The organism is Qipengyuania psychrotolerans, assembly GCF_019711355.1.
GTDB lineage: Bacteria > Pseudomonadota > Alphaproteobacteria > Sphingomonadales > Sphingomonadaceae > Qipengyuania > Qipengyuania psychrotolerans.
Map to the genome: position 1 here is coordinate 1,319,407 of NZ_CP081297.1, position 24,990 is coordinate 1,344,396.

The following is a 24,990-nucleotide window of genomic DNA, read 5'->3' on the forward strand; positions in this document are numbered from 1 at the left end:
CGTCCATCTTTCTCCGGTAGAGATTGTCACAGATAAGGGAACGTATCGCATGAGTGCCGGAGCACAACTCAGCGTCACCGACCAGCGCCGCATGGCGCGCCACCCGGTCGACCACCCAGTCATTGCCGAACATCACGGCACTGGCGACATGCGCATGCATATCGCCAATATTTCGGCCAACGGATTCATGATCGACGATGCGCAAAATGTTGCGCGCGGAGACCGGGTCGTTGTCCGCCTGCCGGTTATCGGCCGGATCGAGGCATATTGCATCTGGAGCCGCGACAATCGTGCGGGCTTCCAGTTCGAACGGATCATCCGCGTCGATGACTTCCTTTCGCTGATCGACGAGCTCCAGCCGAATCCGCGCCTGCGCAAACTGCGCTGATACGCAACATTCAGTTCTGAACATTCAAGCAGGCGTCTCTTCACATTCGAAGGGGCGCCTGCCATGCGTTCGGGGTGACGATTTCCGAGATCTCTACGCCTGAACGCTCGCCGCTTCGCATAGCGAACTTCCGCGCATATTGGCTGGCCCGCCTGTCGATGACTTTAGCGCAATACGCGATGATGCTGATCATCGGGTGGCAGACCTATAATATCGCCCGCGACGGCGGGATGGGAGTCGCTGAGGCATCGGGCCAGCTGGCGCTGATCGGCCTACTTCAGTTCTTACCGCTGTTTCTGCTTACACCGTTTTCAGGGTGGGCAGCCGATCATTTCGACCGCCGCAACCTGGGCCGTCTGACCGTTTTCCTGCAGCTGATTTGCGCTGGGATCCTGGCATGGCTGACGTGGAGCGAGACGCTTACGCTGTCGTGGATTTACGGCGTCGCAGTTCTGCTGGGTATTGCCCGCGCATTTGCCGGCCCTGCGCTCTCCGCGCTCGCTCCGAACCTTGTCCCCAAGGCCATCCTTCCAAATGCGATCGCCTTGTCCAGCATTTCCTGGCAATCGGGAATGATTATCGGCCCGGCACTGGGCGGCTACCTCTACGCCGTTATCCCGGCCCTGCCCTACGCCGCTGCCGGCTTACTGTTCGTGGTGTCGATCACCGCCCTTTCCTTCATCGGCAAGGTCCCGCAGCCGCCGCGAGCTGTGAACCAGCGGCCGATCCACCAGATGGTCGAAGGGCTGCGCTACGTGGTCCGCAACAAGATGGTGCTCGGCGCCATTACCCTCGATCTGTTCGCAGTATTCCTTGCCGGCGCGACAGCGCTGTTTCCGGTTTATGCGCGTGATATTCTGGAGGTCGGGGAGACAGGTCTCGCCCAACTCGCAATGGCCCCGGCAGTCGGCGCGGCATTGACCGCGCTCTGGTTCTCGTTCCGGCCATTGAAGACACAAGTCGGCCCGAAGATGCTGTGGGCGGTCGCGATCTTTGGCGTTGCAACTATCGTATTCGGCATGTCGACCTACATGCCGCTCTCGCTCGCGATGCTGTTCATTGTTGGCGCAGCGGACATGTTCAGCGTCTATATTCGTCAATCGCTCATCCAGCTGCACACACCTGATGACAAACGGGGGCGTGTTTCTTCGGTCAGCTTGCTGACGATCAGCGCGTCTAACGAGTTCGGCGATTTCTTCTCCGGCAGTCTCGCCTACGCTATCGGTCCTGTCGCAGCCGTGGTCGGCGGAGGGGCAGGTGCGATAGTCACCGTTGCCCTTTGGTCGAAAATTTTCCCGGTGCTACGAACTACCCGGACCTTCGAGCCGCCTGAAGAATTGCTACATCATACACCTCAAGAAAAGCTCCAGGAGCAAACGCCATGAAAGCCCAGTCCGTTCTCGAAACCATCGGCGGCACTCCGCATATCCGCCTGTCCCGCCTGTTCCCCGACCACGAGGTCTGGGTGAAGAGCGAGCGCGCCAATCCCGGCGGATCGATCAAGGACCGCATCGGGCTGGCCATGGTCGAAGATGCGGAGAAATCGGGCAAGCTGAAGCCCGGCGGCACGATTATTGAACCGACCAGCGGCAACACCGGCATTGGCCTCGCGATGGCTGCAGCTGTAAAAGGCTACACGCTCATCCTGGTTATGCCAGAGAGCATGAGCATCGAGCGCCGCCGCCTGATGCTCGCCTATGGTGCAAAGTTTGATCTTACGCCCAAGGAAGGCGGCATGAAGGGTGCAATCGCCCGCGCGCAGGAACTGACCGAACAAACCGAGGGTGCCTGGATGCCAAGCCAGTTCGAAAACCCCTCGAACTTTGAAGTGCACAAGCGGACTACGGCGAAGGAAATCCTTGCAGACTTCGGCGACACTCCGATCGATGCAATGATTACCGGGGTTGGTACTGGCGGCCATATCACCGGTTGCGCAGAGGTTCTCAAAGAGAGCTGGCCCAATATGAAGGCTTATGCTGTGGAACCTGCGGGCTCCCCCGTCATCAGCGGCGGTCAGCCCGGTCCCCATCCCATCCAGGGTATCGGCGCTGGCTTCATCCCGGAAAATCTCCATACGCAGGCCATCGACGGTGCGATCCAGGTCGACCCCGAAGATGCCAAGGAATGGGCCCGTCAATGCGCGACGAAGGAGGGGCTTCTTGTAGGAATTTCCAGCGGCGCCACACTGGCGGCTATCGCCAAGAAACTGCCCGATTTAGAACCCGGAAGCCGCATCCTTGGCTTCAATTACGATACGGGCGAACGGTACCTCTCGGTTCCAGACTTTCTCCCGACCGAATAAGGGATCAGGGCGCGCTTTTCGACGAAGTGCGCCCCCACCCCGCCCAAAAATGTTGGTTTAAGAATACAAAACGTTAGGCTCCTCCCACTTAAAGTCGAGGGGACACTGATGTATCGTTTTACCAGCATGGTCGCGCTTGCGATCGCAACCGCCGCGACGCCAATCGCCGCGCAGACGGCGTATGACACACCGGCACCGGACATTGCCGATATCGTCACCCGCGCACCGTCGCCGCAGGTGTCGCTCTCGCCTGACGGCAAGACCATGCTCCTGCTCGAACGTGAAGCACTGCCCCCGGTATCCGAGATCGCCAAACCGATGGAGCGTCTGGCCGGAATGCGGCTCGATGTTACGATCAACGATAATCACAATCCCCGCAACATCGTGGGCCTGTCGATCCAGGACATCGCGACGGGCGAGGTCCGGAAGGTTGCCTTGCCGGAAAATGCAGACATCGCAGATACGGGCTGGTCGAAAGACGGCGACAAATTCGTTTTCAGTAATACTCTGGAGGACGGAATGTCGATGCACGTCCTTGATGTGGCGAGCGGGCGGGTAACGACCTTGCTCAAAAGCGGTCTCAACGCCATCTTTGCCGAGCCGCGCTTCATGGCTGATGGACGAGTGCTTGCCCTGACCATCCCGCAAAGCCGCGGCGCAATGCCGGTTGAACCACTATCTCCGAAAGGTCCTGCAATCCAGGACGCAGCAGGCGGTGAAGAAGCGCAGACTCGTACCTATCAGGACTTGCTCGAAAATGCCCACGATGAGGCGTTGTTCGAATGGCTGACCACCAGCCAGCCAGTGATTATCGATCCCGCGACCGGTGAAACGACGCAATTCCTCGAACCACGCATCTATCTGGGTGCAGCCCCCTCGCCCGATGGCAAATACATAATGGCGACCTGGGTGGAGAAGCCGTTCTCGTACCAGGTCCCGTACAGCCGCTTCCCGATGACGACTGCGGTCTACTCGATGGACGGCGAACTGGTCAGCATCCTCCGGCAGCGTCCCCTCATCGACAACTTGCCAGTCCAAGGTGTGGAAACGGGTCGCCGCTCGCTCGGATGGCATCCCAACGAAGATGCACTGGCTATCTGGGCAGAGGCTCTTGATGGCGGCGATCCGCGGGTAGAAACCGACACGCGCGATGCGCTTTATGCACTGGCCGCTCCATTCGACGGAGAACCGCGTCGTATTGCCACGCTCGAGGATCGTTACGCTGGAAGTATCGGTCTGGAAGATGACGACGGCATGATCCTGATGGATTATGACCGCGACACACGCGAACTGCGCCAGACACTGGTCGATGTGACCGGCTCGGCAGAACCGCGCGTGCTCAATATCCGCAATGTGCAGGATGCCTATAACGACCCCGGATCGCCGCTGACCAAGCGCAACGAGGCAGGTTACGGTGTAGCCCGGGTTGAAAACGGTGCCCTGCTGCTCTCCGGCCAAGGGGCAAGTCCGGAAGGCAACCGCCCCTTCCTCCGCCGGTTCGATCTCGCGACAACGGAGACCACCGAGCTGTGGCGGAACTCGGGTGAGAATTACGAGAGCGTCGTCGATGTACTTGACGATGATGGCGGACGCTTCATCACTTACTACGAAAGCCCGTCCAATCCCGGCAATTTCCGGCTCTACTCTGGGGATGAAGCCCGTTTCGTGACCGATTTTCCCGATCCCCATCCGGAATTGAGCGGAATTGAGCGGAAACTGATTACGTACAAGCGCGCGGACGGCGTCGATCTGACCGCCACGCTTTACCTGCCGCCCAACTACGCCGAGGGTGAGAAACTTCCTGTCGTGGTGTGGGCCTATCCGCGCGAATTCAACAATGCGGCCACCGCCGGGCAAACACGCGATTCCAATTACCGTTTCACACGTGTGGGAAGCTATTCGCACCTGTTCTTCCTGATGCAGGGCTATGCGGTCATGGACCGCACGGCGATGCCTGTCATCGGAGACGATCCGGAAACAGTGAACGATACCTTCATCGAGCAGATTGTTTCGTCGGCCCAGGCCGCGGTGGACGAAACCGTGCGCCTCGGCTTCGGTGACGGAGTGCGGGTCGGTGTAGGCGGACACAGCTACGGCGCATTCATGACAGCGCACCTGTTGGCCCAAAGCGACATTTTCCGCGCTGGGATCGCCAGGTCCGGCGCATACAATCGCACGCTGACCCCGTTTGGCTTCCAGTCCGAACGGCGGATATTCTGGGATGCGCCCGAGACTTATTACGAACTCTCGCCCTTCATGGCTGCCAACAAGATTAATGAGCCAATGCTGTTGATCCATGGCGAGAAGGACAACAATTCAGGGACCTTCCCGCAGCAATCCGAACGCATGTTCGCCGCAATCAAGGGCACTGGCGGAACTGCACGTCTGGTGATGCTGCCGCACGAAAGCCATGGCTATACCGGCCGCGAGAACGTCCTCCATACCCTCGCGGAGATGATGAACTGGTTCGATCGTTACGTGAAAAACGCCGAGGTCGAATAGGAGCCGCCACACGAAAAAGGGCGCCCCCTCGGTGAGGTGGGCGCCCTTTTTGTTAGCTAATGCCGGACGGGATCAGGCGGCTGTCGCGAAAGCTTCTTCGCCGAGAGCCATCATGCTGTCGGAACCGGTTTCCAGCTTGCGGCGCAGTGCCCCGGCGTCAGGCAGGTAACGGTCCATGTAGTAACGGGCTGTGGCCAGTTTCTGTTCGTAGAATGCCTTGTCGTCTCCGGCGTTCGCCAGAGCAGCAAGGGCAGTCTTCGACATCTTGAGCCACATCAGGCCGAGCGTCACGATGCCCATGATGTGCATGTAGTGATGAGCCCCGGCACCGAGATGGTTCGGGTTCTGCATCGCATTGTTCATGAACCACATGGTCGCCGCCTGTTGCTGACCAAGCGCCTTTTCAAGCTGTTCGGCCATATCCTTGAGCTCATCGACTTCCTTGGCAGCAGCGATCTCGTCGCCGACATGCTTGAAGAACGCCTGGATCGCAGCGCCGCCCTTCTGAGCCAGCTTGCGGCCGCAAAGATCCATCGCCTGGATGCCGTTCGTGCCCTCGTAAATCTGGGCAATACGCGCATCGCGGACGAATTGGCTCATGCCCCATTCCTCGATGTAGCCGTGGCCGCCAAACACCTGCTGCATGTTGGTGGCGACTTCATAACCCTTGTCGGTGCCGTAGCCCTTGATGACCGGGGTCATAAGGCCAATCAGCATGTCTGCTTCTTCGCGCTCTTCCTCGGTCTGCGCCTTGTGGCTCAGGTCCACCAGAAGCGCGCCCCACAGACAGAATGCACGCATGCCTTCGGTAAACGCTTTGGCATCCATCAACATGCGGCGCACGTCAGGGTGAACGAAAATCGGATCGGCCTGCGCCTCGGGCTCCGCAGGTCCGGTCAGCGCACGGCCCTGACGGCGGTCGAGCGCGTAAACGACAGCGTTCTGATAAGCGACTTCAGCTTGGCTCAGTCCCTGGATGCCGACGCCGAGGCGGGCGGCATTCATCATGATGAACATGGCAGCGAGACCCTTGTTCTCTTCGCCAACCATCCAACCGGTCGCCCCGTCGTAGTTCATGACGCAGGTCGAGTTACCGTGGATGCCCATCTTCTCTTCGATAGATCCGCATGCAACAGCGTTGCGGTCACCGATGGAGCCATCATCGTTCACAATGAATTTGGGCACGACGAAAAGTGAAATGCCCTTGGTGCTGTCAGGTGCGCCAGGCGTCTTGGCCAGTACGAGGTGGATGATGTTCTCGGCCATGTCATGCTCGCCGGCAGAGATGAAGATCTTGGTGCCGGTAATCGCGAATGAGCCATCTCCATTAGGTACAGCCTTGGTGCGGATCATGCCCAGGTCCGTCCCGCAATGCGGTTCGGTCAGGTTCATCGTGCCGGTCCATTCGTTGGAGATCATCTTGGGAAGATACTTCTCCTTCTGCTCCTGCGAACCCTTGGCGATCAGCGCCGAAATCGCACCATTGGTGAGACCCGGATACATGCCGAATGCCTGGTTCGAGCTCGCGATGAATTCTTCCATCACGAAGCCGAGGACGTGCGGCATACCCTGACCGCCGAATTCTTCAGGAGCAGCAATCGTGCCCCAGCCCGCTTCGCGGAACTGGTCGAACGCTTCCTTGAAACCGGGAGGCGTTGTCACCGAGCCATCTTCATTGCGCACACAGCCATGCTCGTCACCGATCCGATTGAGCGGTCCGAGCACTTCGGCGCAGAATTTGCCGCCTTCATTGACGATCGCTTCCACCACGTCGGTCGACGCCATTTCGAAGCCCGGCAGATTGCCGTAGCTGGCGAGGTCGAGCAGTTCATTGATGACGAAGCGCGTGTCACGCGCGGGTGCGGTGTAAGTCGGCATGGGGTTATTCCTCGGTAGGTAGTGTCTTGAATAAAAAACGCGTGGCTAGTCGATCCGGTCCTCGACCAAGAGGATGAACTCCGACAATTCCTTGATCGAACTGTCGATGTCTGCGCGCTGCGCTTTCAACTTGGCGACATGCTTGCGGCATTTTTCGAGCGTGACACGGCGTTGTTCTGCGCGTCCGTCGTCGAGATCGTAGAGGTCGATCATCTCGCGAATTTCGGTGAGGGAGAATCCCACGTTCTTGGCGCGCATTATCCAAGCCAGACGGGCACGGTCGCGCTTGGAGTAAATCCGAGTCAGACCCACGCGCGATGGCGCGATCAGACCTTCATCCTCGTAAAAGCGCAGCGCCCTGGCGGTGCACTCGAACTCGCTAGTAAGGTCGGAAATCGAGAACTGCTCGCGCTCCAGCTTGTCCGGTCGTTCGAGATGAGCCCCCGCGTGGCGGCGGTCTGAATCTTCCGGGCGAGTGCTGCGTTGAAGCGATTGGGACATGCCCCGGCTTTTACCGCAACGTTTACGTAAGCGTCAAGTGTTGACGGGTTGGAGAACACCAGCTTCCAGCTTGCGGTAGAAACAGCTGGTCGCACCCGTGTGGCAGGCCGGCCCAGCTGGCTCGCACAGCAGCACCAGCGCATCCTGATCGCAGTCCACCAGAATGTCGCAAACTTTCAGAACATTGCCCGACGTTTCCCCCTTTTTCCAAAGCTTCCCGCGTGAGCGGGAATGGAAGTGTGCGATGCCGGTTTCCTGCGTGGCCGCCAGGGCTTCGGCGTCCATGAACGCGACCATCAAAACTACCCTGCTGGACGCATCCAGAACCACCGCGCTGAGCAAGCCATTGCTGTCGAATTTGGGCAGGAAACGGCTGCCGGTTTCTCGATCGACGCTTTGCTTTATCATTTTCGGACCTTGTTTTTGTAAATAAACGACACCTTGTTGCACGATAACCACAAGGGGCTTTCAAAATCGAGAGCTAACACGAATGTCTATTCTATGAACGTCCAACTTGGGTGATGTTCCGTTCCGCAGGCAATGTGAGGCCTGCCGACCGGAGCATGAGTGCCGCAAGAGCGCCAGGTTCAGGGGATCCCGGATCCGCAGCCGCACGGGGGTATTTAGTGCGGCGCATCCGGTAACGATGAGGGATAGGACCCGATGCATGCTGGGGGGCTGCATCATGTCGCAAGACTGGTCCGGTGTATTTCGTCACGTGGCGCCCGGGTTCGCAAGGACCCGGGCGTTTCGTTATCTGACGGTATCAAGCGACTCGTCGAGCACCCGCGCAAAACAAGCGACGACAACTGATCGCGCCCCGTTTCGCTTCAATTGCTGGACGCAAGCGTTGCTGGTCGCCCCGCTGGTCAAAACGTCATCAACCAGAATGACATCTTTTCCAGAGATCAAGGGCTGCGCTTTCGATGCCACCACGATGGAACCAGCGAGAATCTTTTCACGCTTCCGGGCGCCCATTCCACCAAGGCTCGGCGTTTGCTTGCGGCGTTCCAGCCCATCCACAAGCAATCGGCCATGCCCCAACGAATCAAGTTCTCTCCCCAGCATTGCCGCCTGATTGAAGCCACGCTTCCACAATCGCCAGCGATGGAGCGGGACGGGTATGATCAACCGCTCAGAGTTTCCTGGCGGCAAACGCGCGCCAATCAGCCTCGCCAGCATCGGCGCCAGGCCAATCCTGCGACCGTGTTTGAATGCGAGGACAAGCTTGCGCGATGTATCGGTATAGAGCGTGCCTGCAGCTATTCCATCATGGATTGGCGGATTGCCCATGCACGGTGCGCAAACGGACCCGGCTTCCGGGCCGCCTTGACCGAAAGGACGCTGGCATAGTCCGCAGCTGGGTTCGCTCGGTATCGCGAGCCCGCTCCAGCAATCCTGGCACAGACCGCCCTGCTCCCCGATGGCATTACCGCAGGCAGGGCACCGCGGAGGGTAGACAAGGTCCACCAATGGCGCTGCGCCATCACGAAGCGTTCTGCGAATAGTGCCCACTCTCCCCATCCGGACCTCGTGGCGCGCTTGCATCCTGCTGGCAAGGGCGGCAGTGCCCCCGCTATGGAATCAAGGTCACCTCCCCGCATATTTTCACGTCAACGCCGCCAAGCTGGACTGCGCCGTGCACTAGTTCGTCAATCGCAGCGGGATGCCGCACGCTATGTGCTGGATGACATGGTCGAGGACATTCTAGAGCGGCTGGAGTTCATGCGGCTTTCACCTGCAAAGGCCTTGGTGATCGGCGACTGGACCGGCACGCTCGCGCTATCGCTAAGAGGGAACGGGTCGCAAGTCGACGAAACCGACTTGCGCGATCTCGACGAGGAGGCGCCATTGCCAGCGGGCGGATACGATCTCATCGTCAGCCTCGCCTCGATCGGACGCGTCAACGACCTGCCCGGATCGCTCACGCATCTGCGCGCGGCACTGGCGGCCGACGGGATCATGATTGCCAGCATAGTAGGGGCGGGAAGCCTCAGCAATTTGCGCCGGGCGATGATCGCAGCAGAACCGGACAGGCCTGCTGCCAGAATGCACCCGCTGGTCGATAATGCCGCCGCGTCGGGCTTGATGCAAAGAGCGCTGTTTCGCAGGCAAGTCGTCGATGGGCGAAGCCTTGAAGTAGCATTCAGTTCGCTCGACCGGCTGGTGTCAGACCTGCGCGATCAGGCAATGACCTCCAGCCTCGCGTCGTCGGCACCGCCGCTTGGCCGCGAAGCACTCGGCCGGGCAAGGGATGCGTTTCTCGAAGGTCGAAACAAGCAGAACCGCGTTGTCGAAACCTTCGAGATACTCACCCTAACCGGCTGGAAAGATTAGCGAAGGCTCGCCTGAGCCGCCGCAAGGCGCGCAATAGGCACACGATAGGGCGACGCGCTGACGTAATCGAGGCCGGTCTTTTCACAGAAGGCAATGCTGGCCGGATCGCCGCCATGCTCACCGCAAATGCCGAGCTTGATGTCAGGACGAGTGGCCCTGCCCCGCTCTGCAGCGAGACTGACAAGCTGACCGACGCCGTCGACATCGAGGCTCACGAACGGGTCGCGCGCGAAGATGCCCTTGTCGACATATGTCGTCAGGAAGCGTGCCGCATCATCGCGGCTCACACCCAGCGTCGTTTGCGTCAGGTCATTCGTCCCGAAGCTGAAGAATTCTCCGACTTCCGCGATCTCTCCGGCCATCAACGCAGCACGGGGAAGTTCGATCATGGTGCCGACAAGGTATTCGACAGAGCAACCGGCTTCCTCGAAAACCGATTGTGCAGCGCGGTCCACGACCTCCTTGATGAGTTCGAGTTCCCGCCGCGTGGCAACCAACGGGATCATCACTTCAGGAACCGGAGCTTCCCCGGAAGCCTTGGCGACCTGGCAAGCAGCTTCGAAGATCGCGCGGGCCTGCACCTCGTAAATCTCGGGATAGGTAATGCCCAGGCGGCAACCGCGATGGCCCAGCATCGGATTGAATTCGTGAAGTTCGCCAGCTCTGCGGCGGAGTTGATCGACCGAGAAGCCTGTCGCGTTCGCCAATTCTTCGAACTCGGCATCACCGTGTGGCAGGAATTCGTGCAGCGGGGGGTCAAGCAGGCGGATGGTGCATGGCAACCCGACCATGACCTCGAAGATCTTCACGAAATCGCTGCGCTGTTCGGGCAGGAGCTGGTCGAGCGCGGCGCGGCGGCCCTGCTCGTCATCGGCAAGGATCATCTGGCGGACCAGGCTGATACGGCTCGCATCGAAGAACATGTGTTCCGTCCGGCAAAGGCCGATGCCTTCAGCACCGAATTGCCGCGCCATTCGGCAATCGTTCTCGGTTTCGGCGTTCGTGCGAACCCGCATCCGGCGGTGCTTGTCGGCCCATTCCATGAGAACGCCGAAGTCGCCATCGAGCTCGGGTTCGATCGTCGCGACTTCTCCGGCCATGACCTGCCCGTTGGCACCGTCGATGGTGATCGTGTCGCCTTCCTTGAGTTCGCGGTCGCCAATGGTCAGCGTGCGCCCTTCCCGTGCGATCGAAACCTGCGATGCGCCGGAAACGCACGGGCGGCCCATGCCGCGAGCAACAACCGCAGCGTGGCTGGTCATCCCGCCGCGCGCGGTCAGGATGCCGGTCGCAGCGTGCATGCCGTGAATGTCCTCGGGGCTGGTTTCCACCCGCACCAGGATCACTTTCTCGCCGCGGTTCGACCATAGTTCTGCGGTGTCCGCATCGAGCACGATCTTGCCGCTCGCCGCACCGGGGGATGCTGGCAGGCCGGTTGTCAGCACATCGCGCGGAGCATCCGGATCGAGCGTGGGATGCAGGAGTTGGTCGAGCGCCATCGGATCGACCCGCAGGATCGCGGTTTTCTCGTCGATCAGACCCTCGCCAACCATGTCGACAGCCAGCTTAAGCGCCGCCTTCGCCGTACGCTTGCCGTTGCGGGTCTGGAGCAGCCACAGCTTGCCTTGCTGCACCGTAAATTCGATGTCCTGCATGTCGGTGTAATGCCGTTCGAGCAGGTCGAAGAGATGCGCCAGCTCGGCATAGGCTTCCGGCATCGCCTCTTCCATGCTGAGCGGTTTGGCACCGGCATTCTCGCGGGCGGCCCTGGTCAGGTATTGCGGAGTACGGATGCCCGCGACCACGTCTTCGCCCTGGGCATTGACGAGCCATTCGCCGTAATAGGCCTTCTCGCCGGTCGACGGATCTCGGGTGAAAGCCACGCCCGTTGCGCTGGTGTCGCCCATGTTGCCGAACACCATCGCCTGCACATTGACCGCGGTGCCCATGTCATGGGGAATGTTGTTGAGGCGACGATAGACCTTGGCGCGTTCGCTGTCCCAGCTATCGAACACGGCGCGGATTGCACCCCAAAGCTGTTCGGTCGGGTCCTGCGGGAACGGCGCGTCGTGTTCGTCCGATACGATCTGCTTGTATTCGGCAACCAGCGTCTTCCAGTCGTCTGCCGAAAGCTCGGTATCGGCGTAGAAGCCGTTGTCTTCCTTCGTGATCTCGAGCGCTTCTTCGAACAGCCCGTGATCAATCCCCAGCACCACGTCCGAATACATCTGGATGAACCGGCGATAGCTATCCCAGGCAAAGCGTTCATCGCCCGAAGCCTGCGCCAGGCCTTCAACGGTCGCGTCGTTCAGGCCAAGGTTGAGCACTGTGTCCATCATGCCGGGCATGGAGATCGCCGCACCCGAGCGCACCGACACCAGCAGCGGATCGGCGGCATCGCCGAAGCCCTTGCCTACCGTCCGTTCGACGTGGGTCAGGGCCTGTTCGATTTCCTTGCGCAGGGCAGGCGCGAATTCGCCGCCGTGTTCGAGGTATTTGAGGCATTCCTCGGTGGCGATGGTGAAGCCGGGAGGGACCGGCAAGCCAATGCTCGCCATTTCCGCCAGATTGGCACCCTTGCCGCCGGTGACGGTCTTGTCCTTCTGCCGGGCATTCGTATGCGGAGCGTCGCCGCCGAAGGTGAAGACCGTATCGTTCATGCTTATCCCTGATTGTCTGAACCGTGGAACACTTGGAACACGGTCCTGCTCTTCAAATCCTATCCCTCGATGCGAGAGAAGTCGGCCACTTTGTGCACCGCAGCACGGAAGCGTGCAAGCAGGTCGAGGCGATGTGCCCGCTTGTTTTCTTCTTCCGCGTTTACCGTCACTTCGTCAAAGAACCGGTCGATCGGCCCGCGCAAAGCGGCAAGCGCCGCCATTGCCCCGGCAAAGTCTTCCGTTCCAATGGCCTTCGCCGCCGCAGGTTCCGAAGTCGCGAGTGCGTCCATCAGCGCCTTTTCAGCAGGCTCAGGTGCGTAGGAAAGCTCTTTCGCATGGCGCTCGGCCATCTTGGCATCGATCACCGCCTTCATGTCGGGATCGTCGACCAGCGCCAGCGGATCTTCTTCGCCGGTGCGCGCGATTTCGCCTTCCGCGCCGTGCCAGTCTTCCTTCTTGAGGATGTTTGCCGCGCGCTTGTAGCCGGCGAGGAGGTTTGCGCCGTCTTCGGTTCCAAGGAAAGCCGCAAGCGCCCTCGCCCGTGCCTCGACGCGGTCGATCCGCTGGTCGGGACGCCCCTGCCAGCTGCGCGAGGCCTGGACATAGTCGTGGCGCACACCCTCGTCGCGCAATTGCACGGCGAGACGGTCGAGCAGGAAGTCGGCCAGCTTTTCCGCCAGCTTTGGCATCGGCTTGCTCGCCCAGGCGTGGACCACCTCGTCGAGAGAAAGCCTGAGGTCGTTGGCCTGCACCAAACGCAGATAACCGAGTGCCGCGCGGCGCAGGGCGAATGGATCCTTCGAACCGGTGGGCAGGATGTCGATCTTGAAGAAGCTGAGCAGATTGTCGAGCTTGTCGGCGAGGCTGACCGCGACGGTGGTCGGTGCAGTGGGAACTTCGTCGCTCGCACCGACGGGCTTGTAGTGATCGCGGATCGCTTCGGCGACTTCTACCGGCAAGCCTTCGGCCTTCGCGTAGTAGCCGCCCATCAGGCCCTGCAACTCGGGAAATTCGCCGACCATTTCAGTGACGAGATCGGCCTTGCTGAGTTCGGCTGCCTGCCGCGCCAGTTTGTGATCACCGTTCGGAGCCTTGGCATCGAAGACTAGCCCGTCAGCCAGCTTGGCCACACGTTCGACCTTGTCAGCGACGGTGCCAAGTTTCTCATGGAAGGTGATGCGCTCCAGCCCCCTGGCGTGCTGGGCCAGCGTCTTCTTGCGGTCGACCTCCCAGAAGAAGCGCGCGTCGGACAGGCGCGCGGCGAGGACTTTGCGGTTACCGTCGACCACGCGCGCGCCGCCGTCATCCGCCTCGATATTGGCGGTGCAGATGAAGGCGTTGGCGAGATTGCCAGCATCATCTTCGCACACGAAATACTTCTGGTTCACACGCGCGGTCAGCTGGATCGTCTCTGGTGGGACTTCGAGGAAATCTTCCTCGAACCGACCGAGCAGCGGGACGGGCCATTCGGTGAGGCCGGCGTTCTCTATCACGAGGCCTTCGTCCTCGACCAGCTTGAGGCCAGCTTCGGACGCAACCTTCGCAGCGCCAGCGCGAATGATGTCCTGGCGTTCGGCATGATCCACGATGACATGGCCAGCGCGCAGCTTCATCGCGTAATCATTGGCATTGCCGATGGTTATATCGCCCGAATGATGAAACCGGTGGCCCAACGTGACCGCGCCGGAGGTAACGCCGTGCGCCTCGCACTCGACAATCTCGTCGCCAAGCAGCGCAACGATGCCCGACAGCGGGCGAACCCAGCGCAGGCTTTCCGTGCTGATCGAAGCATCGCCCCAGCGCATCGACTTTGGCCAGCTGAAGTCTCGGATGATCGAGAGGATTGCTTCGGCCAGCAGGTCCTTCACCGCCCTGCCCGGCTTTTCGATCACGGCGAAGTAGGTGTTGCGACCTTTCACGTCGCGCACTTCAAGCTGTTCACGGGTAACGCCGTTCTTGCGGCAGAACCCTTCGACCGCCTGATCGGGCGCACCCTCAGGCGGGCCCTTGGCTTCTTCGCTTACGGCCTTGGTGGCTTCAGGAAGATCGCGGGCAATCAGCGCAAGACGGCGCGGCGTCGACCATACGGTGATGTCGCCAACCGATACTCCCGCCCCGTCCATCTCGCGGCGGAACAGCTTATCGAGTTCGGCGCGCGCACCTGCCTGCATCCGGGCGGGGATTTCTTCGCTGCGCAGTTCGAGGAGAAAGTCGCTCATGCGCTCCACTCCGGATACTTCTCGGCCCAGACAGGCGCTTCCTTTTCCATATGCGCTTCACAGCTTCCGCGCGCGAGGTCGCGGACCCGGCCCATGTAACTGGCGCGTTCCTGCACGCTGATCACGCCACGCGCCTGCAGCAGGTTGAAGATGTGGCTGGCCTCGACTGCCTGCTCGTAAGCGGCGATGGGCACATTTGCGGCCAGCGCGTTCTTGCACTCGGCCTCGGCCTTGTTGAACAGGTCGAAAAGAGCGTCGGTATCAGCGACCTCGAAATTCCATTTCGACATCTGCTTTTCGTTCTCGAGGAATACGTCGCCGTAAGAAACGCCGCGGCCATTGAAATCGAGGTCGTACACATTGTCGACGCCCTGGATATACATGGCGAGGCGTTCGAGGCCGTAGGTCAGTTCGCCCGCGACCGGCTTGCAATCGAAGCCGCCCATCTGCTGGAAATAGGTGAACTGGGTGACTTCCATCCCGTCGCACCAGACTTCCCAGCCAAGTCCCCAAGCGCCAAGCGTCGGACTTTCCCAGTCATCTTCCACGAAACGGATATCGTGCTTCAGCGGATCGATGCCGATCACGCGCAGGCTTTCAAGATACAGATCCTGAATGTCGGCGGGGCTCGGCTTAAGGATCACCTGATACTGGTAATAGTGCTGGAGCCGGTTCGGATTTTCGCCGTAACGGCCGTCGGTCGGGCGGCGGCAAGGCTGCACGAATGCGGCATTCCACGGCTCAGGCCCGAGTGCGCGAAGCGTGGTGGCCGTGTGAAACGTGCCCGCGCCCATGCGCATATCGTAGGGCTGCAGGATGAGGCACCCATTCGCGCTCCAGAAATCGTGTAGCGCGAGGATCATGTCCTGGAAGGAGTTTTTGGGATTACGGTCCATGCGCGGCGCAATGGCTTAAGCGCGAAAACGGGTCAATGGCGCAGTGATCCAGAGACCTAAAAGACAGGTAGTGCCGACAGGATGTCAGGTAGTGTTGACATTGTCAGCGAATCGAGACATATAGTCAGGACAACCTGACATAACGGAAGGTTGACCTAACCATTGGACCCTACATCCAACTGGAGACCTGACATGAAAAAGACCATTCTCATCGCCGCCGCATTCCTTGCAGTTCCCTCGATGGCTGCTGCCCAGGACGCACCGTCGGCGACCGTCACGACTGCCGATCTCGACCTGTCGACCAAGGCCGGTCAGGACAAGCTCGACAAGCGCGTCGACCAGGCAATCCGCCGGATGTGCCGCGTCGACGGTTTCGATGCCGCCATGTTGCGCCAGCAGGCCGATTGCCGCCTCGCCGCCAAGGCCAATGCTGCCCCGAAGGTCGCCTTTGCAATCGAAACGGCACGCACTGGATATTTCGCAGCCATCGCACTTGATGCCCAAGGCTGAACCGGTTTCGCCGGGGTGTCACGCGACAACGGCGCCCCGGCGGATCTTTCTGCTACCTGATAGGATTTGCCGAGTATGCCTGCCAAACCTCTGATACACCGCGATAAATCCGTGCGGTGGCACAATGTTGCAACAATCCTTGCCTTCGTTTCGCTCACCGCGTTCATGCTATTTGCCGGCGGTGTTATCGAGACCAATGGAGGGTTCAGCCTATTCGCCCTGCTTTCGCTGGCGCTTTCGTTGATCGTCATGTTCGCGACCCGCAATGCCGATGAATATGTGTCTTCGATCTGGCGGGCCGGCACCAGCGTCGCCTTCGTGGTCACGGTCAGCTTCATGTTGTTCGCACCAGCCCTGGAAGGCTTCGTGGACGGTTTCACAGAGGCGATCTGGGAGCGTGAGACTGCGCAGGACATCCTGATCGGCGAATGGCTCCCGCCAATCGCCCTAGCCTCCTTTTTCACTGCCAACGCGTGGGTCCGCCTGCGCGGCTCGGTCTGAGTAAATGAACTGGATTACCGAATGAAAGCAGCAACTTCCCCGGTTCCGCCAACCAAACCATACAAACAATTCAAGTACCGCTTCTATTTCTGGCTGATGGATGCAGCCACCGTAGCGATACTTGCCGGGCTTGCCACGCTCGTCTGGCCGCTGCCCGGAGATATCGACGGATACTCCCCCCTATGGGTCCAAATCGTAATGTGGCCTCTCGCCTTTATGGCGGGTGTCGTCCCCGTGTTCCTGATCACAGCCAGTTTCATGAGAGACGACTATGCCGATGGCATCTGGCGCCGCACGATGATGGTGATTGGCGTGCTGGCAGCAGTGGTGCCACTGGTCTTGAACACCGCTTACCGCATTACAGCCACTCTCTATACTCCGGACGGAGGCATCATCCACCGCGCCTATTACCAATTCTATTACTTCATCGAACAGGATCTCAATGCCCGTGCTGGGATGGTAGGAGCCTGGCTCGCCTTCATTATGGCCTTCGTGATCGTCTTCCAAATCCTGCGCTGGAAGGACAGCCGGTGAAGAACCGCCTCAAAGTCCTGCGTGCCGAGCGCGACTGGAGCCAGGCCGAACTGGCCATGCAGCTCGACGTGTCGCGGCAAGCGGTCAACGCCATCGAAACGGGGAAGCATGATCCCTCCCTTCCGCTCGCCTTTCGCATTTCGCGGCTGTTCGAAATGCCTATCGAGGAAATTTTCCATGACGAAGCTTGAGGTAGATTCCGCCGGCAACGCTGATGGCATCCGAAAATATGCTCGCCTTCTCGCACTCACCGGGCTGTTTTTCGGGTTCGTGCTTGCGTTGGGCTACATTACCGGGGTGATCGCCGCGATCATCCATAATGGCGGTTTTTCGATGAAGTCGGGACGCAACCTTGGGGGCGCGCTCATCGCAGCTGCGCTCTGCGGATACGGTGTCTGGCAGCTGAAACCGGACTTGCGCTTCGACGAACCTATGTCGGCCAAGACAAAAACGGCGAACTGGATGCTACTTGCCGCGGTGGGATTGGGAGCGATCATCGGGGTAGTGCTTGCCGTTCCAGGTCTGGAGCAAGGCGTAAACTCCACTCTCAGCAACAGCCCCCTACCCGTGGTCAATGCGCTTTTCGTCGTCACAGCTTACGCGTTACTGCTTCCTCTACTGTCGCTATACTGGCACAAGAATGCGGACGAGTTTGAAAGGGGAGCTTCGGGCCAAGGCGCTCTTGCGGCAATCTACACCTATGCTTTCATCGCCCCTATCTGGTGGATTCTCGAACGGGCCGATATTGCCCCTAAGCAAGAACCGATGATTGTTTATTTGATTGTGATGGGCGTGTGGGGCCTTGTCTGGCAAGTGCGCCGGTCCAATTGAACCTCCGCCCAATATCTGAAATGGCAAAACCTTCATGAAGCTTCGTAACCGTCTCACTTGTGCCGCCTCAGCTATCGCGCTTCTGGCACTCCCCGCATGTGTGGCCGCAGAGCCGGTTGAAACTGCGGCTGCGCCCGCCGCAGCTACGCCTGCTGGCCCGGCCATGTGGAAGGTCGCGGACGAAGATACGACGATCTATCTGTTTGGCACCGTACACGCGCTGCCCAACGATCTTGAATGGCTACGAAGCGACATTTCGGCGGCGCTTGCCTCCTCCGACACGCTGGTGACCGAAATCCTGCCGGAGGAAATGAACAGCCCATCCAGCCAGATGATGATCGCTTCCAAGGCGATGTTGCCGCCGGATCAGTCCTTGCGCGCAATGTTGTCGGAAGAAGACCGGAGCGCATACGAGGCCGCGCTTGGCCTGCTTGGGATGCCCCCGGGCACGTTCGACCGTTTCGAACCTTGGTTTGCCGGGGTAACATTGGCAGTCCTCCCCCTGATGAAGGAGGGCTACAATCCGGAAAGCGGGGTCGAGAAGATCATCGACACCCAGGCCGGATCCGAAAAACCCCGCGCAGCGCTTGAAACTCTCGATCAGCAGATGTCGCTGTTCGATGATCTGCCTCAAGAAGCGCAGGTGGAATTCCTGATGTCGTCTGCTCGCGATCCGCTGGCTATCGTCAACCTGATGGACCAGATGGTGGCAGAATGGATGGACGGCGATGCCGATGCTCTCGCCGCCTTGATGAATAACGGCCTAACCAACCCCGCATTGGCGGCGGCACTCCTATATGATCGCAACGCCAGATGGGCCGAGTGGATCGATAGCCGGATGGACGAACCCGGCGCGGTCTTCATTGCAGTGGGTGCTGGCCATCTTGCCGGTGAAAAGAGCGTGCAGGATTATCTCGAAGACCGCGGCATTACGGTAAGCAGGGTCCGGTGAGAACGAGAGCCTTTGCCGCGAGCCTTGCGGCGCTCGCGCTGATGTCCTGCCAGGCAGACCAAGCTGTGCCGGATGAACAAGCTAGCTATCCTGCGCTATGGGAAATTGCTGACGAAACGGGAGCCGCGGAAGGCTGGCTGTTCGGGACCCTTCATGCCCTCCCTCCGGAACTTGAATGGCGCTCTGCCGAGTTCGACCGCGTCGCCGCAATGGCACCGCTGCTGGTGGTGGAAGTATCGGGACTGGATGATCGCCGCACGCTGGAATCGCTGTTCCGGACAATGGCGTATGACGCCGCTCCCGCGATACCGATCGCAGAAAGGCTGAACGCTTCCCAGCGCCAGAGACTCTCAGCGGTCCTCGGGGACGCCGGGTTGGATGCGCGATCGCTCGATCCGATGGAAAGCTGGGCTGCCGCCCTCGCCATCGCCGAACTGGGGCGCACCAATTCCTCTGACCACGGTGCTGACCGCATACTTCTTGAGGAGTTTGCAGGGCGCGAGATTTTCGAGCTCGAAGGCGCCGAGCCGCAGCTGTCTATTTTCAACGACCTTCCTGAAGCGGAACAACGCGATCTCCTGGTCGCGGTTGTCGAAGAGGTCGCAAAACCCGAATCTAAGCGCACGAATCTGGCTGCAATTTGGTCGAGCGGCGACTTGGACGAGCTGCAGGAAATTACCCGTCAGGGAATGCTCGCCGACCCTGAATTGCGCGACGCTTTGCTGGTCAGGCGGAACAAGGCATGGGCCGCGCAGATAGAGAACCTGCTGTCGGCTTCACCCAAGCCACTCATAGCCGTCGGGGCTGGCCATCTTCTGGGCGAGGACGGCGTCCCTGCACTGCTGGAAGCAAGAGGCTACACGGTCCGGCGCATCCAATAGGCTTGACGCTTGCTTTTACAGCGCATGACGCTATAGGCGCGCCCTTCGGCGTCATGGTCATCCCTGGAGGCATGGCGGACCGGATTACTTAATTGCATTCGAAAGGTAAGCGACATGAGCGATGCTCTGACACTTCCGGCCGAGGCGCGCGAACGGGCTGGCAAGGGAGCCTCCCGTGCACTGCGTCGTGAAGGCCGTGTCCCCGCCGTAATCTATGGCGGTAAGGAAGAACCCACCCTGATCCACGTTGAGGCCAAGGAACTGGTTCGCCAGCTCGGCACCGGTCACTTCATGAACTCGATCGTCGAGATCGATCTGGGCGGCAAGAAGATCAAGACCCTTCCCAAGGACGTGTCGCTTCACCCCGTCAACGATCGCCCCGAGCACGTTGACTTCTTCCGTATGGTCAAGGGCGGCAAGATCGAAGTCTCGGTCCCCGTGGTCTTCATCAACGAAGAAGCTTCCCCGGGCCTCAAGAAGGGCGGCGTTCTGAACGTGGTCCGTCACGAGCTGGAACTGGTCTGCGAAAACGACAAGATTCCGGGCGAGATCGAAATCGACGTCACCGGCAAGGAAGTCGGCGATTCGATCCACATCAGCGAACTGACGCTTCCGGCTGGCAGCGAAAGCGCCATCACCGACCGTGACTTCACGATCGCTACGCTGGTTGCTCCTTCCGCTCTCAAGAAGAGCGAAGGCGCTGACGGCGACGAAGGCCAGACCGGCGAAGGTATGGAAGCGGGCGAAACCGCTGCCACCGAGCAGGGTCCGGACGCCGACGCTGCACAGGAACAGGAAGACAAGAGCGAATAATTCGCGCTGTCTTTCAGACCAAAATCGAAACGCCGGGCTTCACGCGAAGTCCGGCGTTTTCGTTTGCGGCGGTGATGCGGTAATGCTTTCCTCAACCAGAGGAGACTTGCCATGCCCGCCATTGATCGCCGAACCTTGCTTGCCGGAGTCGCTGCAACCGGCGCACTGGCCGCCGCAGCCGCGAGAGCGCAAGGCGATACGGTGGGCGCAATGCCCGACCTGAGCGGCAAGGCTATCCTGATTACCGGTTGTTCGAGCGGCTTCGGCCAACTCAGCGCGGTTCATTTTGCCGAGCTGGGCGCCAAGGTTTTCGCCACGATGCGCAACCTGCCGCGCCCGGAAGCTGACGAGCTCATCCGGATTGCCAAGGACCGGAATCTCGACATCCATGTAATCGAGCTTGATGTCCTCGATGATGGGCAGGTGACGCGGGCTGTCGCCGAGGCGGAGCGGATTGCAGGCGGTGCGCTGGACGTGCTCGTCAATAATGCCGGGATCGGGATAACCGGCCCCGTCGAAGTACAGGACATGGAAGCAACCAGGCTTGCCTTCGATACTAACGTGTTCGGATATCACCGTCTCGTCCGGGCTGTGCTGCCTGCAATGAGGGCGCGCAAAAGCGGCCACATCTTCAGCATTTCGAGCCAGCTTGGCCGGGTGATTGTGCCGTTTGCAGGTCACTATTCCGCGACGAAGTTCGCAGTCGAAGCGATGGGCGAGCAGCTCGCCTATGAACTGGTGCCGCACAATATCGAAGTTACCGTGATCGAGCCCGGCGGATATCCCACAAAGGTTTGGGTCAATAGGAACGCCTATTCCCGCGACCTTAAGAACCGCGCCGATGACAAGCATCTCGGTGGGTATCCTCAGGCGGTCGAGCGCATGGGTGAAGAGGACGGCTCGGGTAGGAGCGCCGACCCGATGGACATTCCCCGCGCAATGGCCCGCGTCCTTGCCATGCCGCAGGGAACGCGGCCTGTGCGCCTTGCCGTGAGCGGCGGCAGCATTCCGCAGGCCAGGATCAACGAAGTCAGCGCGAAGACGCAGGTTGATTGGCTTGGCGGCTCGCCAGCTCTTGGCCCTCTGGTTCGCGCGGTCCACGACTGACGTCGCGACTTGTGACGCCGTGACTTGCCCTTCGCGGCGCAGGCTCTATTGCCCTCGCCCATGCAGATCTGGACAGGCCTAGGAAACCCGGGACCGCAATACGCGATGCACCGGCACAACATCGGCTTCATCGTATGCGATGTGATTGCCGAGATGCACGGGTTCGGCCCGGTGCAGAAGAAATTCTCCGGCTGGGTCCAGGAAGGCCGCATCGGGAACGAGAAAATCCTGCTGCTCAAGCCGGCTACTTTCATGAATGAAAGCGGGCGCGCTGTTGCCGAAGCCATGCATTTCTACAAGCTCGGCATCGAAGACCTGACTGTTTTTCATGACGAACTCGACCTGGCACCGTTCAAGATCAAGGTGCGCCGGGGCGGCGGGCTGGCGGGCCACAATGGCCTGCGTTCGATCAACCAGCATCTCGGACCTGATTTCCGCCGCGTACGGATCGGCATCGGGCATCCCGGCAGCAAGGACCGCGTGACGGGCCATGTGCTTGGAAACTATGCAAAATCCGAAATGGATGACCTTGCTGCAATGCTCGGAGCAATCTCGGCAGAAGCACACTGGCTCGCAGAGAACAACGACGCCCGCTTCATGAGCGAGATCGCGCTGCGGATGCAGGACTGATCGAGAAAACTTTGTCCAAACCTGTTCCCCTTTGAGACACATGTAAAAAGGTGGTTCGACATTCAAAACCCGGATGACATGGTAATTGGACTTGGATAAAGCAGCGTTTACCGTTCTGGGGGCGAATTAATGAATATGCGCGGTCTAATCACGTCAGTAGCAGCTGGCTTCAGTCTGCTGTTTGCAGCTCCGGCTGCAGCAGACCCTATCTTGCTGAGTGATACGAATGTCGGCGAAAGCTTCACTATTGATTTCAACGGCTTTGTTGATGGCAACGTCATCGTGGACGGGCTCGGCGCTCAGCTTACGCTGACGCTGACCTCGATCGTAGGCGACGTTTACAATTTTGCATATTCGATGACCAACACGTCAGATACTGACGGCGGCGTAGATGCGCGGGTTTCCAGCTTCGCGTTCAACACCGATCCCGACATTAGCGGCGCGACCAGCACCGGCACCTATAACTTCACGAATATCGACAGCAATTACCCGAACCAGATCGGCACCGTCGATGTGTGTTTCCAGGCAGCCAACACCGGCTCGTGTGCAGGTAACCGCGGCGGCGTTTACGGCGGTGACACCGGAACCGGCACGCTTTCGCTTTCGTTCGACAGTGCGCTCAGCAGCCTGACGCTCGACGATTTCTTCGTCCGCTACCAGTCGGTGACTGGCGCAGGCGACATCACTTCGGCCAGCGGCAGCCAGGTTTCGACCAGCACCAGCTCGGGCAATGAAGTTCCCGAACCGAACATGATGATCCTCTTCGGCCTCGCAGCCCTGATGATCTTCGCAGGCACACGCCGCCGCCGCGCGGTTAAGCCGCTTGCAGGACGCATCGCTTACTCCTGATAGTTCCTCTACTTCTCTGGGGGGATGAACGGCGCGCACTCTTCGGATTGCGCGCCGTTTTTCATTTCGGCGGCCTGATCAGGACTGTTTCGCCCGCTCCAACCGGCCTGCGATTGCGGCATTGTCCGGGTCCAGCGCTGCCGCCTTAGACAGCATTTCCATGCCCCGCTTGCGCGATCCCGTCTGGACCAGCAACCAACCCGCGGTATCGAGGATCGAAGCATTGTCCGGCTCGAGCTTCGAGGCTTCCAGCGCCATCGCGAGCGCGGCGTCTGTCTTGCCCAGCTGCGATTTTGCATATGCCAGATTGTTGAGCACCATCGCATTGCGCGATCCGCTGCGGTCGAGGATTGCCTCGTAACTGGCTTCCGCGCTTTCCCATTGGCGGTTGCGCATGGCGCGGTCGGCCTTCGCCAGTTCGCCGCCGACCCATTCGGGCGTCACCTCACTCGCGCGGCGGGCAAATTCAGCCGCTTTCGCGCTTCCGATCGCCTTTGCGGCTTTCGCTGCGAATTCCAGTTCCTCCGGCTTGGCATCGGGACGGATGGCCACCAGTTCAATAGTGTCGAGCGCGTCTTGCGCCTGGCCCGATGCAAGCTGTGTCCGCGCGACCAGCAACCGCAAGTCGCGGGCGCCGGAGTTGGCTCGCAGCATCGGCTCCAGCAGCCCGATGGCCTGCGCGGTATTACCCAGCTCCAGCAGTGCCTCGCCGTAGACGAGCCTCATCTTCGGGATCTGGCGCATCTCTCCTTCGAAAGGCTGGAGAATGGCGCGGACCTCTTTCCACTTCCCTTCGCTACCGGCGATCTCCGCGCGCAGAACAGCGATATCACCATTTTCCGGAGCTTCCTTCAGCAGACTGCCCACAAGGGAATTAGCGTCGGAATAGCGTTCCATCGCCACAAGCAATTGGGCCTTGGAAAGCCGTGCTTCGAAATTGGCCGAATGGCGTTTCAGCGCAGCGTCATAGGCCGCAAGCGCATCGGGAAGACGGTTTTGCCGCCGGGCAACAAGCGCCTGGGCAAGCAAGCCATCAATCGAATCGGGATCTGTCGCGACCGACTTGTCGGCCAGCGTCCTTGCTTTCGCGATATCGCCCCGGGCCAGTTCGAACCGTGAGTAGGATGCCAATAGTCTGGCGTCTGCCTCTTCGCGCTCGGCACCGGAGGCAAAAGCTTCGGCAGCTTCTTCGATCTTGTTCTGGCCTAGTAACGCCAAGGCCCTGACACGGTCCGCCGAGGCGGTTTCCACACCGCCGACTGCTGCCATCGCTTCATCGTATTTGGCGCGAAGCACCTCGGCTTCACCGATCAGGGCCGCAATTTGCGGTTCCTTTCTCTGATCGCTGCTCAATGCATCGAGGGTGGTAATAGCCCCCTCCCCATCTCCCAACGCGATCTGGGTGCGCGCCAGCAGGCTGCGCATTTCGGCATTGCCGGGCATTTCGCGAAGGCCCGCGATCAGGGCCACGCGCGCGGCGCGAAAATCATGCTGTTCGAAAGCGTCCTGCCCGCGAGCAAAGCTGCTTTCCGGATCGGGAGAGCACGCAGCGAGGGCGCCAGCGATGGCCACGGCCGAGAAAAAGGTAGTCGTTCTATTCATGCCGAATGCCTAGCAGGTAATGTTAAAGCGTTCGTGAAGCTGGCAATGATCACAGCTCGCGGCTAAGGGCATCCGCATATCACTATTTCCGGAGTTT

Annotated in this window: 24 protein-coding genes and 1 pseudogene; 16 read left to right on the forward strand and 9 right to left on the reverse strand. The window is 60.0% G+C overall.

Annotated elements, in window-relative coordinates; translation table 11 throughout:
* Nucleotides 1-49: 49 nt before the first annotated feature.
* From K3166_RS06490 to K3166_RS06505, 4 genes are all read left to right on the forward strand, one after another.
* Complete coding sequence (locus K3166_RS06490; protein WP_221423838.1) at nucleotides 50-388, forward strand: PilZ domain-containing protein; 339 nt, start codon at nucleotides 50-52, stop codon at nucleotides 386-388.
* Nucleotides 389-468: 80 nt separating this feature from the next.
* Nucleotides 469-1,773, forward strand: a complete 1,305-nt coding sequence (locus K3166_RS06495) for an MFS transporter (protein ID WP_425594580.1) — start codon at nucleotides 469-471, stop codon at nucleotides 1,771-1,773.
* Nucleotides 1,770-2,690 (forward strand): cysteine synthase A, encoded by a 921-nt coding sequence (cysK, locus tag K3166_RS06500; protein WP_221423840.1) that lies wholly within the window; start codon nucleotides 1,770-1,772, stop codon nucleotides 2,688-2,690. The genes K3166_RS06495 and cysK overlap by 4 nt, the downstream gene beginning before the upstream one ends.
* A gap of 108 nt (nucleotides 2,691-2,798) precedes the next feature.
* Nucleotides 2,799-5,192 (forward strand): alpha/beta hydrolase family protein, encoded by a 2,394-nt coding sequence (locus K3166_RS06505; RefSeq protein WP_221423841.1) that lies wholly within the window; start codon nucleotides 2,799-2,801, stop codon nucleotides 5,190-5,192.
* A gap of 72 nt (nucleotides 5,193-5,264) precedes the next feature.
* On the opposite strand, the gene K3166_RS06510 is transcribed toward K3166_RS06505, so the two are convergent.
* The 5 genes and pseudogenes from K3166_RS06510 to K3166_RS13540 all read right to left on the reverse strand — a co-directional run.
* Nucleotides 5,265-7,070: an acyl-CoA dehydrogenase C-terminal domain-containing protein gene (locus K3166_RS06510; protein WP_221423842.1), complete on the reverse strand. Its 1,806-nt coding sequence runs from the start codon at nucleotides 7,068-7,070 to the stop codon at nucleotides 5,265-5,267.
* Nucleotides 7,071-7,115: 45 nt separating this feature from the next.
* On the reverse strand, nucleotides 7,116-7,571 hold the full coding sequence (locus K3166_RS06515) for a MerR family transcriptional regulator (RefSeq protein ID WP_221423843.1): 456 nt from the start codon (nucleotides 7,569-7,571) through the stop codon (nucleotides 7,116-7,118).
* Between the two features lie 33 nt (nucleotides 7,572-7,604).
* The gene (hisI, locus tag K3166_RS06520; protein ID WP_221423998.1) at nucleotides 7,605-7,979 is read right to left on the reverse strand and encodes a phosphoribosyl-AMP cyclohydrolase; all 375 of its coding nucleotides are present in this window, start codon (nucleotides 7,977-7,979) and stop codon (nucleotides 7,605-7,607) included.
* A gap of 345 nt (nucleotides 7,980-8,324) precedes the next feature.
* Nucleotides 8,325-8,702, reverse strand: a complete 378-nt coding sequence (locus K3166_RS13535; RefSeq protein WP_345719143.1) for a ComF family protein — start codon at nucleotides 8,700-8,702, stop codon at nucleotides 8,325-8,327.
* A gap of 171 nt (nucleotides 8,703-8,873) precedes the next feature.
* Nucleotides 8,874-9,119 (reverse strand): annotated as a pseudogene (locus tag K3166_RS13540) (double zinc ribbon domain-containing protein); the annotation flags it as partial.
* A 30-nt stretch (nucleotides 9,120-9,149) separates the two neighbouring features.
* Between K3166_RS13540 and K3166_RS06530 the strand changes: the two are divergent.
* Nucleotides 9,150-9,908 carry a class I SAM-dependent methyltransferase gene (locus K3166_RS06530; RefSeq protein ID WP_221423845.1) on the forward strand — a complete coding sequence of 253 codons (759 nt, stop codon included), beginning with the start codon at nucleotides 9,150-9,152 and terminating at the stop codon, nucleotides 9,906-9,908.
* On the opposite strand, the gene ppdK is transcribed toward K3166_RS06530, so the two are convergent.
* The 3 genes from ppdK to K3166_RS06545 are packed head-to-tail and all read right to left on the reverse strand — an operon-like array spanning nucleotide 9,905 to nucleotide 15,683.
* Nucleotides 9,905-12,568 carry a pyruvate, phosphate dikinase gene (gene ppdK / locus K3166_RS06535; RefSeq protein WP_221423846.1) on the reverse strand — a complete coding sequence of 888 codons (2,664 nt, stop codon included), beginning with the start codon at nucleotides 12,566-12,568 and terminating at the stop codon, nucleotides 9,905-9,907. The genes K3166_RS06530 and ppdK overlap by 4 nt on opposite strands.
* Before the next feature lie 59 nt (nucleotides 12,569-12,627).
* Complete coding sequence (glyS, locus tag K3166_RS06540) at nucleotides 12,628-14,787, reverse strand: glycine--tRNA ligase subunit beta (protein ID WP_221423847.1); 2,160 nt, start codon at nucleotides 14,785-14,787, stop codon at nucleotides 12,628-12,630.
* Nucleotides 14,784-15,683 carry a glycine--tRNA ligase subunit alpha gene (locus K3166_RS06545; protein WP_221423848.1) on the reverse strand — a complete coding sequence of 300 codons (900 nt, stop codon included), beginning with the start codon at nucleotides 15,681-15,683 and terminating at the stop codon, nucleotides 14,784-14,786. Before K3166_RS06545 ends, glyS begins: the two co-directional genes overlap by 4 nt.
* A gap of 192 nt (nucleotides 15,684-15,875) precedes the next feature.
* Here K3166_RS06545 and K3166_RS06550 point away from each other — a divergent pair, with 192 nt between their 5' ends.
* The 11 genes from K3166_RS06550 (at nucleotide 15,876) to K3166_RS06600 (ending at nucleotide 23,291) form a co-directional block, all read left to right on the forward strand.
* Nucleotides 15,876-16,193, forward strand: a complete 318-nt coding sequence (locus tag K3166_RS06550; RefSeq protein ID WP_221423849.1) for a UrcA family protein — start codon at nucleotides 15,876-15,878, stop codon at nucleotides 16,191-16,193.
* 75 nt (nucleotides 16,194-16,268) lie between these two features.
* Nucleotides 16,269-16,694 (forward strand): hypothetical protein, encoded by a 426-nt coding sequence (locus K3166_RS06555; protein WP_221423850.1) that lies wholly within the window; start codon nucleotides 16,269-16,271, stop codon nucleotides 16,692-16,694.
* A gap of 21 nt (nucleotides 16,695-16,715) precedes the next feature.
* Nucleotides 16,716-17,228 carry a hypothetical protein gene (locus tag K3166_RS06560; protein WP_221423851.1) on the forward strand — a complete coding sequence of 171 codons (513 nt, stop codon included), beginning with the start codon at nucleotides 16,716-16,718 and terminating at the stop codon, nucleotides 17,226-17,228.
* Nucleotides 17,225-17,419, forward strand: coding sequence for a helix-turn-helix transcriptional regulator (locus tag K3166_RS06565; protein WP_221423852.1), 195 nt, complete (start codon nucleotides 17,225-17,227; stop codon nucleotides 17,417-17,419). The genes K3166_RS06560 and K3166_RS06565 overlap by 4 nt, the downstream gene beginning before the upstream one ends.
* Complete coding sequence (locus K3166_RS06570) at nucleotides 17,406-18,059, forward strand: hypothetical protein (RefSeq protein WP_221423853.1); 654 nt, start codon at nucleotides 17,406-17,408, stop codon at nucleotides 18,057-18,059. Before K3166_RS06565 ends, K3166_RS06570 begins: the two co-directional genes overlap by 14 nt.
* Nucleotides 18,060-18,093: 34 nt before the next feature.
* Complete coding sequence (locus K3166_RS06575; RefSeq protein WP_221423854.1) at nucleotides 18,094-19,011, forward strand: TraB/GumN family protein; 918 nt, start codon at nucleotides 18,094-18,096, stop codon at nucleotides 19,009-19,011.
* Nucleotides 19,008-19,892 carry a TraB/GumN family protein gene (locus tag K3166_RS06580; RefSeq protein WP_221423855.1) on the forward strand — a complete coding sequence of 295 codons (885 nt, stop codon included), beginning with the start codon at nucleotides 19,008-19,010 and terminating at the stop codon, nucleotides 19,890-19,892. The genes K3166_RS06575 and K3166_RS06580 overlap by 4 nt, the downstream gene beginning before the upstream one ends.
* Before the next feature lie 114 nt (nucleotides 19,893-20,006).
* Nucleotides 20,007-20,705 (forward strand): 50S ribosomal protein L25/general stress protein Ctc, encoded by a 699-nt coding sequence (locus K3166_RS06585; protein ID WP_221423856.1) that lies wholly within the window; start codon nucleotides 20,007-20,009, stop codon nucleotides 20,703-20,705.
* 111 nt (nucleotides 20,706-20,816) lie between these two features.
* Nucleotides 20,817-21,812 carry an SDR family oxidoreductase gene (locus tag K3166_RS06590; protein WP_221423857.1) on the forward strand — a complete coding sequence of 332 codons (996 nt, stop codon included), beginning with the start codon at nucleotides 20,817-20,819 and terminating at the stop codon, nucleotides 21,810-21,812.
* Between the two features lie 60 nt (nucleotides 21,813-21,872).
* The gene (gene pth, locus K3166_RS06595) at nucleotides 21,873-22,442 is read left to right on the forward strand and encodes an aminoacyl-tRNA hydrolase (protein WP_221423858.1); all 570 of its coding nucleotides are present in this window, start codon (nucleotides 21,873-21,875) and stop codon (nucleotides 22,440-22,442) included.
* Nucleotides 22,443-22,571: 129 nt separating this feature from the next.
* Nucleotides 22,572-23,291 (forward strand): cistern family PEP-CTERM protein, encoded by a 720-nt coding sequence (locus K3166_RS06600; protein WP_247714762.1) that lies wholly within the window; start codon nucleotides 22,572-22,574, stop codon nucleotides 23,289-23,291.
* Between the two features lie 78 nt (nucleotides 23,292-23,369).
* Here K3166_RS06600 and K3166_RS06605 read toward each other — a convergent pair whose 3' ends face one another.
* Nucleotides 23,370-24,893, reverse strand: coding sequence for a tetratricopeptide repeat protein (locus K3166_RS06605; protein WP_221423859.1), 1,524 nt, complete (start codon nucleotides 24,891-24,893; stop codon nucleotides 23,370-23,372).
* Between the last annotated feature and the right edge of the window lie 97 nt (nucleotides 24,894-24,990).

Bases quoted from the DNA above. Each gene is read 5' to 3' on its own strand.
- hisI (WP_221423998.1), bottom strand. From the start codon at position 7,979: ATGATAAAGCAAAGCGTCGATCGAGAAACCGGCAGCCGTTTCCTGCCC.
- K3166_RS06575 (WP_221423854.1), top strand. From the start codon at position 18,094: ATGAAGCTTCGTAACCGTCTCACTTGTGCCGCCTCAGCTATCGCGCTT.
- K3166_RS06585 (WP_221423856.1), top strand. From the start codon at position 20,007: ATGAGCGATGCTCTGACACTTCCGGCCGAGGCGCGCGAACGGGCTGGC.
- pth (WP_221423858.1), top strand. From the start codon at position 21,873: ATGCAGATCTGGACAGGCCTAGGAAACCCGGGACCGCAATACGCGATG.
- K3166_RS06590 (WP_221423857.1), top strand. From the start codon at position 20,817: ATGCCCGCCATTGATCGCCGAACCTTGCTTGCCGGAGTCGCTGCAACC.
- K3166_RS06550 (WP_221423849.1), top strand. From the start codon at position 15,876: ATGAAAAAGACCATTCTCATCGCCGCCGCATTCCTTGCAGTTCCCTCG.
- glyS (WP_221423847.1), bottom strand. From the start codon at position 14,787: ATGAGCGACTTTCTCCTCGAACTGCGCAGCGAAGAAATCCCCGCCCGG.
- K3166_RS06560 (WP_221423851.1), top strand. From the start codon at position 16,716: ATGAAAGCAGCAACTTCCCCGGTTCCGCCAACCAAACCATACAAACAA.
- K3166_RS06555 (WP_221423850.1), top strand. From the start codon at position 16,269: ATGCCTGCCAAACCTCTGATACACCGCGATAAATCCGTGCGGTGGCAC.
- K3166_RS06600 (WP_247714762.1), top strand. From the start codon at position 22,572: ATGAATATGCGCGGTCTAATCACGTCAGTAGCAGCTGGCTTCAGTCTG.
- K3166_RS06570 (WP_221423853.1), top strand. From the start codon at position 17,406: ATGACGAAGCTTGAGGTAGATTCCGCCGGCAACGCTGATGGCATCCGA.
- cysK (WP_221423840.1), top strand. From the start codon at position 1,770: ATGAAAGCCCAGTCCGTTCTCGAAACCATCGGCGGCACTCCGCATATC.
- K3166_RS06490 (WP_221423838.1), top strand. From the start codon at position 50: ATGAGTGCCGGAGCACAACTCAGCGTCACCGACCAGCGCCGCATGGCG.
- ppdK (WP_221423846.1), bottom strand. From the start codon at position 12,568: ATGAACGATACGGTCTTCACCTTCGGCGGCGACGCTCCGCATACGAAT.
- K3166_RS06605 (WP_221423859.1), bottom strand. From the start codon at position 24,893: ATGAATAGAACGACTACCTTTTTCTCGGCCGTGGCCATCGCTGGCGCC.
- K3166_RS06545 (WP_221423848.1), bottom strand. From the start codon at position 15,683: ATGGACCGTAATCCCAAAAACTCCTTCCAGGACATGATCCTCGCGCTA.
- K3166_RS06515 (WP_221423843.1), bottom strand. From the start codon at position 7,571: ATGTCCCAATCGCTTCAACGCAGCACTCGCCCGGAAGATTCAGACCGC.
- K3166_RS06530 (WP_221423845.1), top strand. From the start codon at position 9,150: ATGGAATCAAGGTCACCTCCCCGCATATTTTCACGTCAACGCCGCCAA.
- K3166_RS06510 (WP_221423842.1), bottom strand. From the start codon at position 7,070: ATGCCGACTTACACCGCACCCGCGCGTGACACGCGCTTCGTCATCAAT.
- K3166_RS06505 (WP_221423841.1), top strand. From the start codon at position 2,799: ATGTATCGTTTTACCAGCATGGTCGCGCTTGCGATCGCAACCGCCGCG.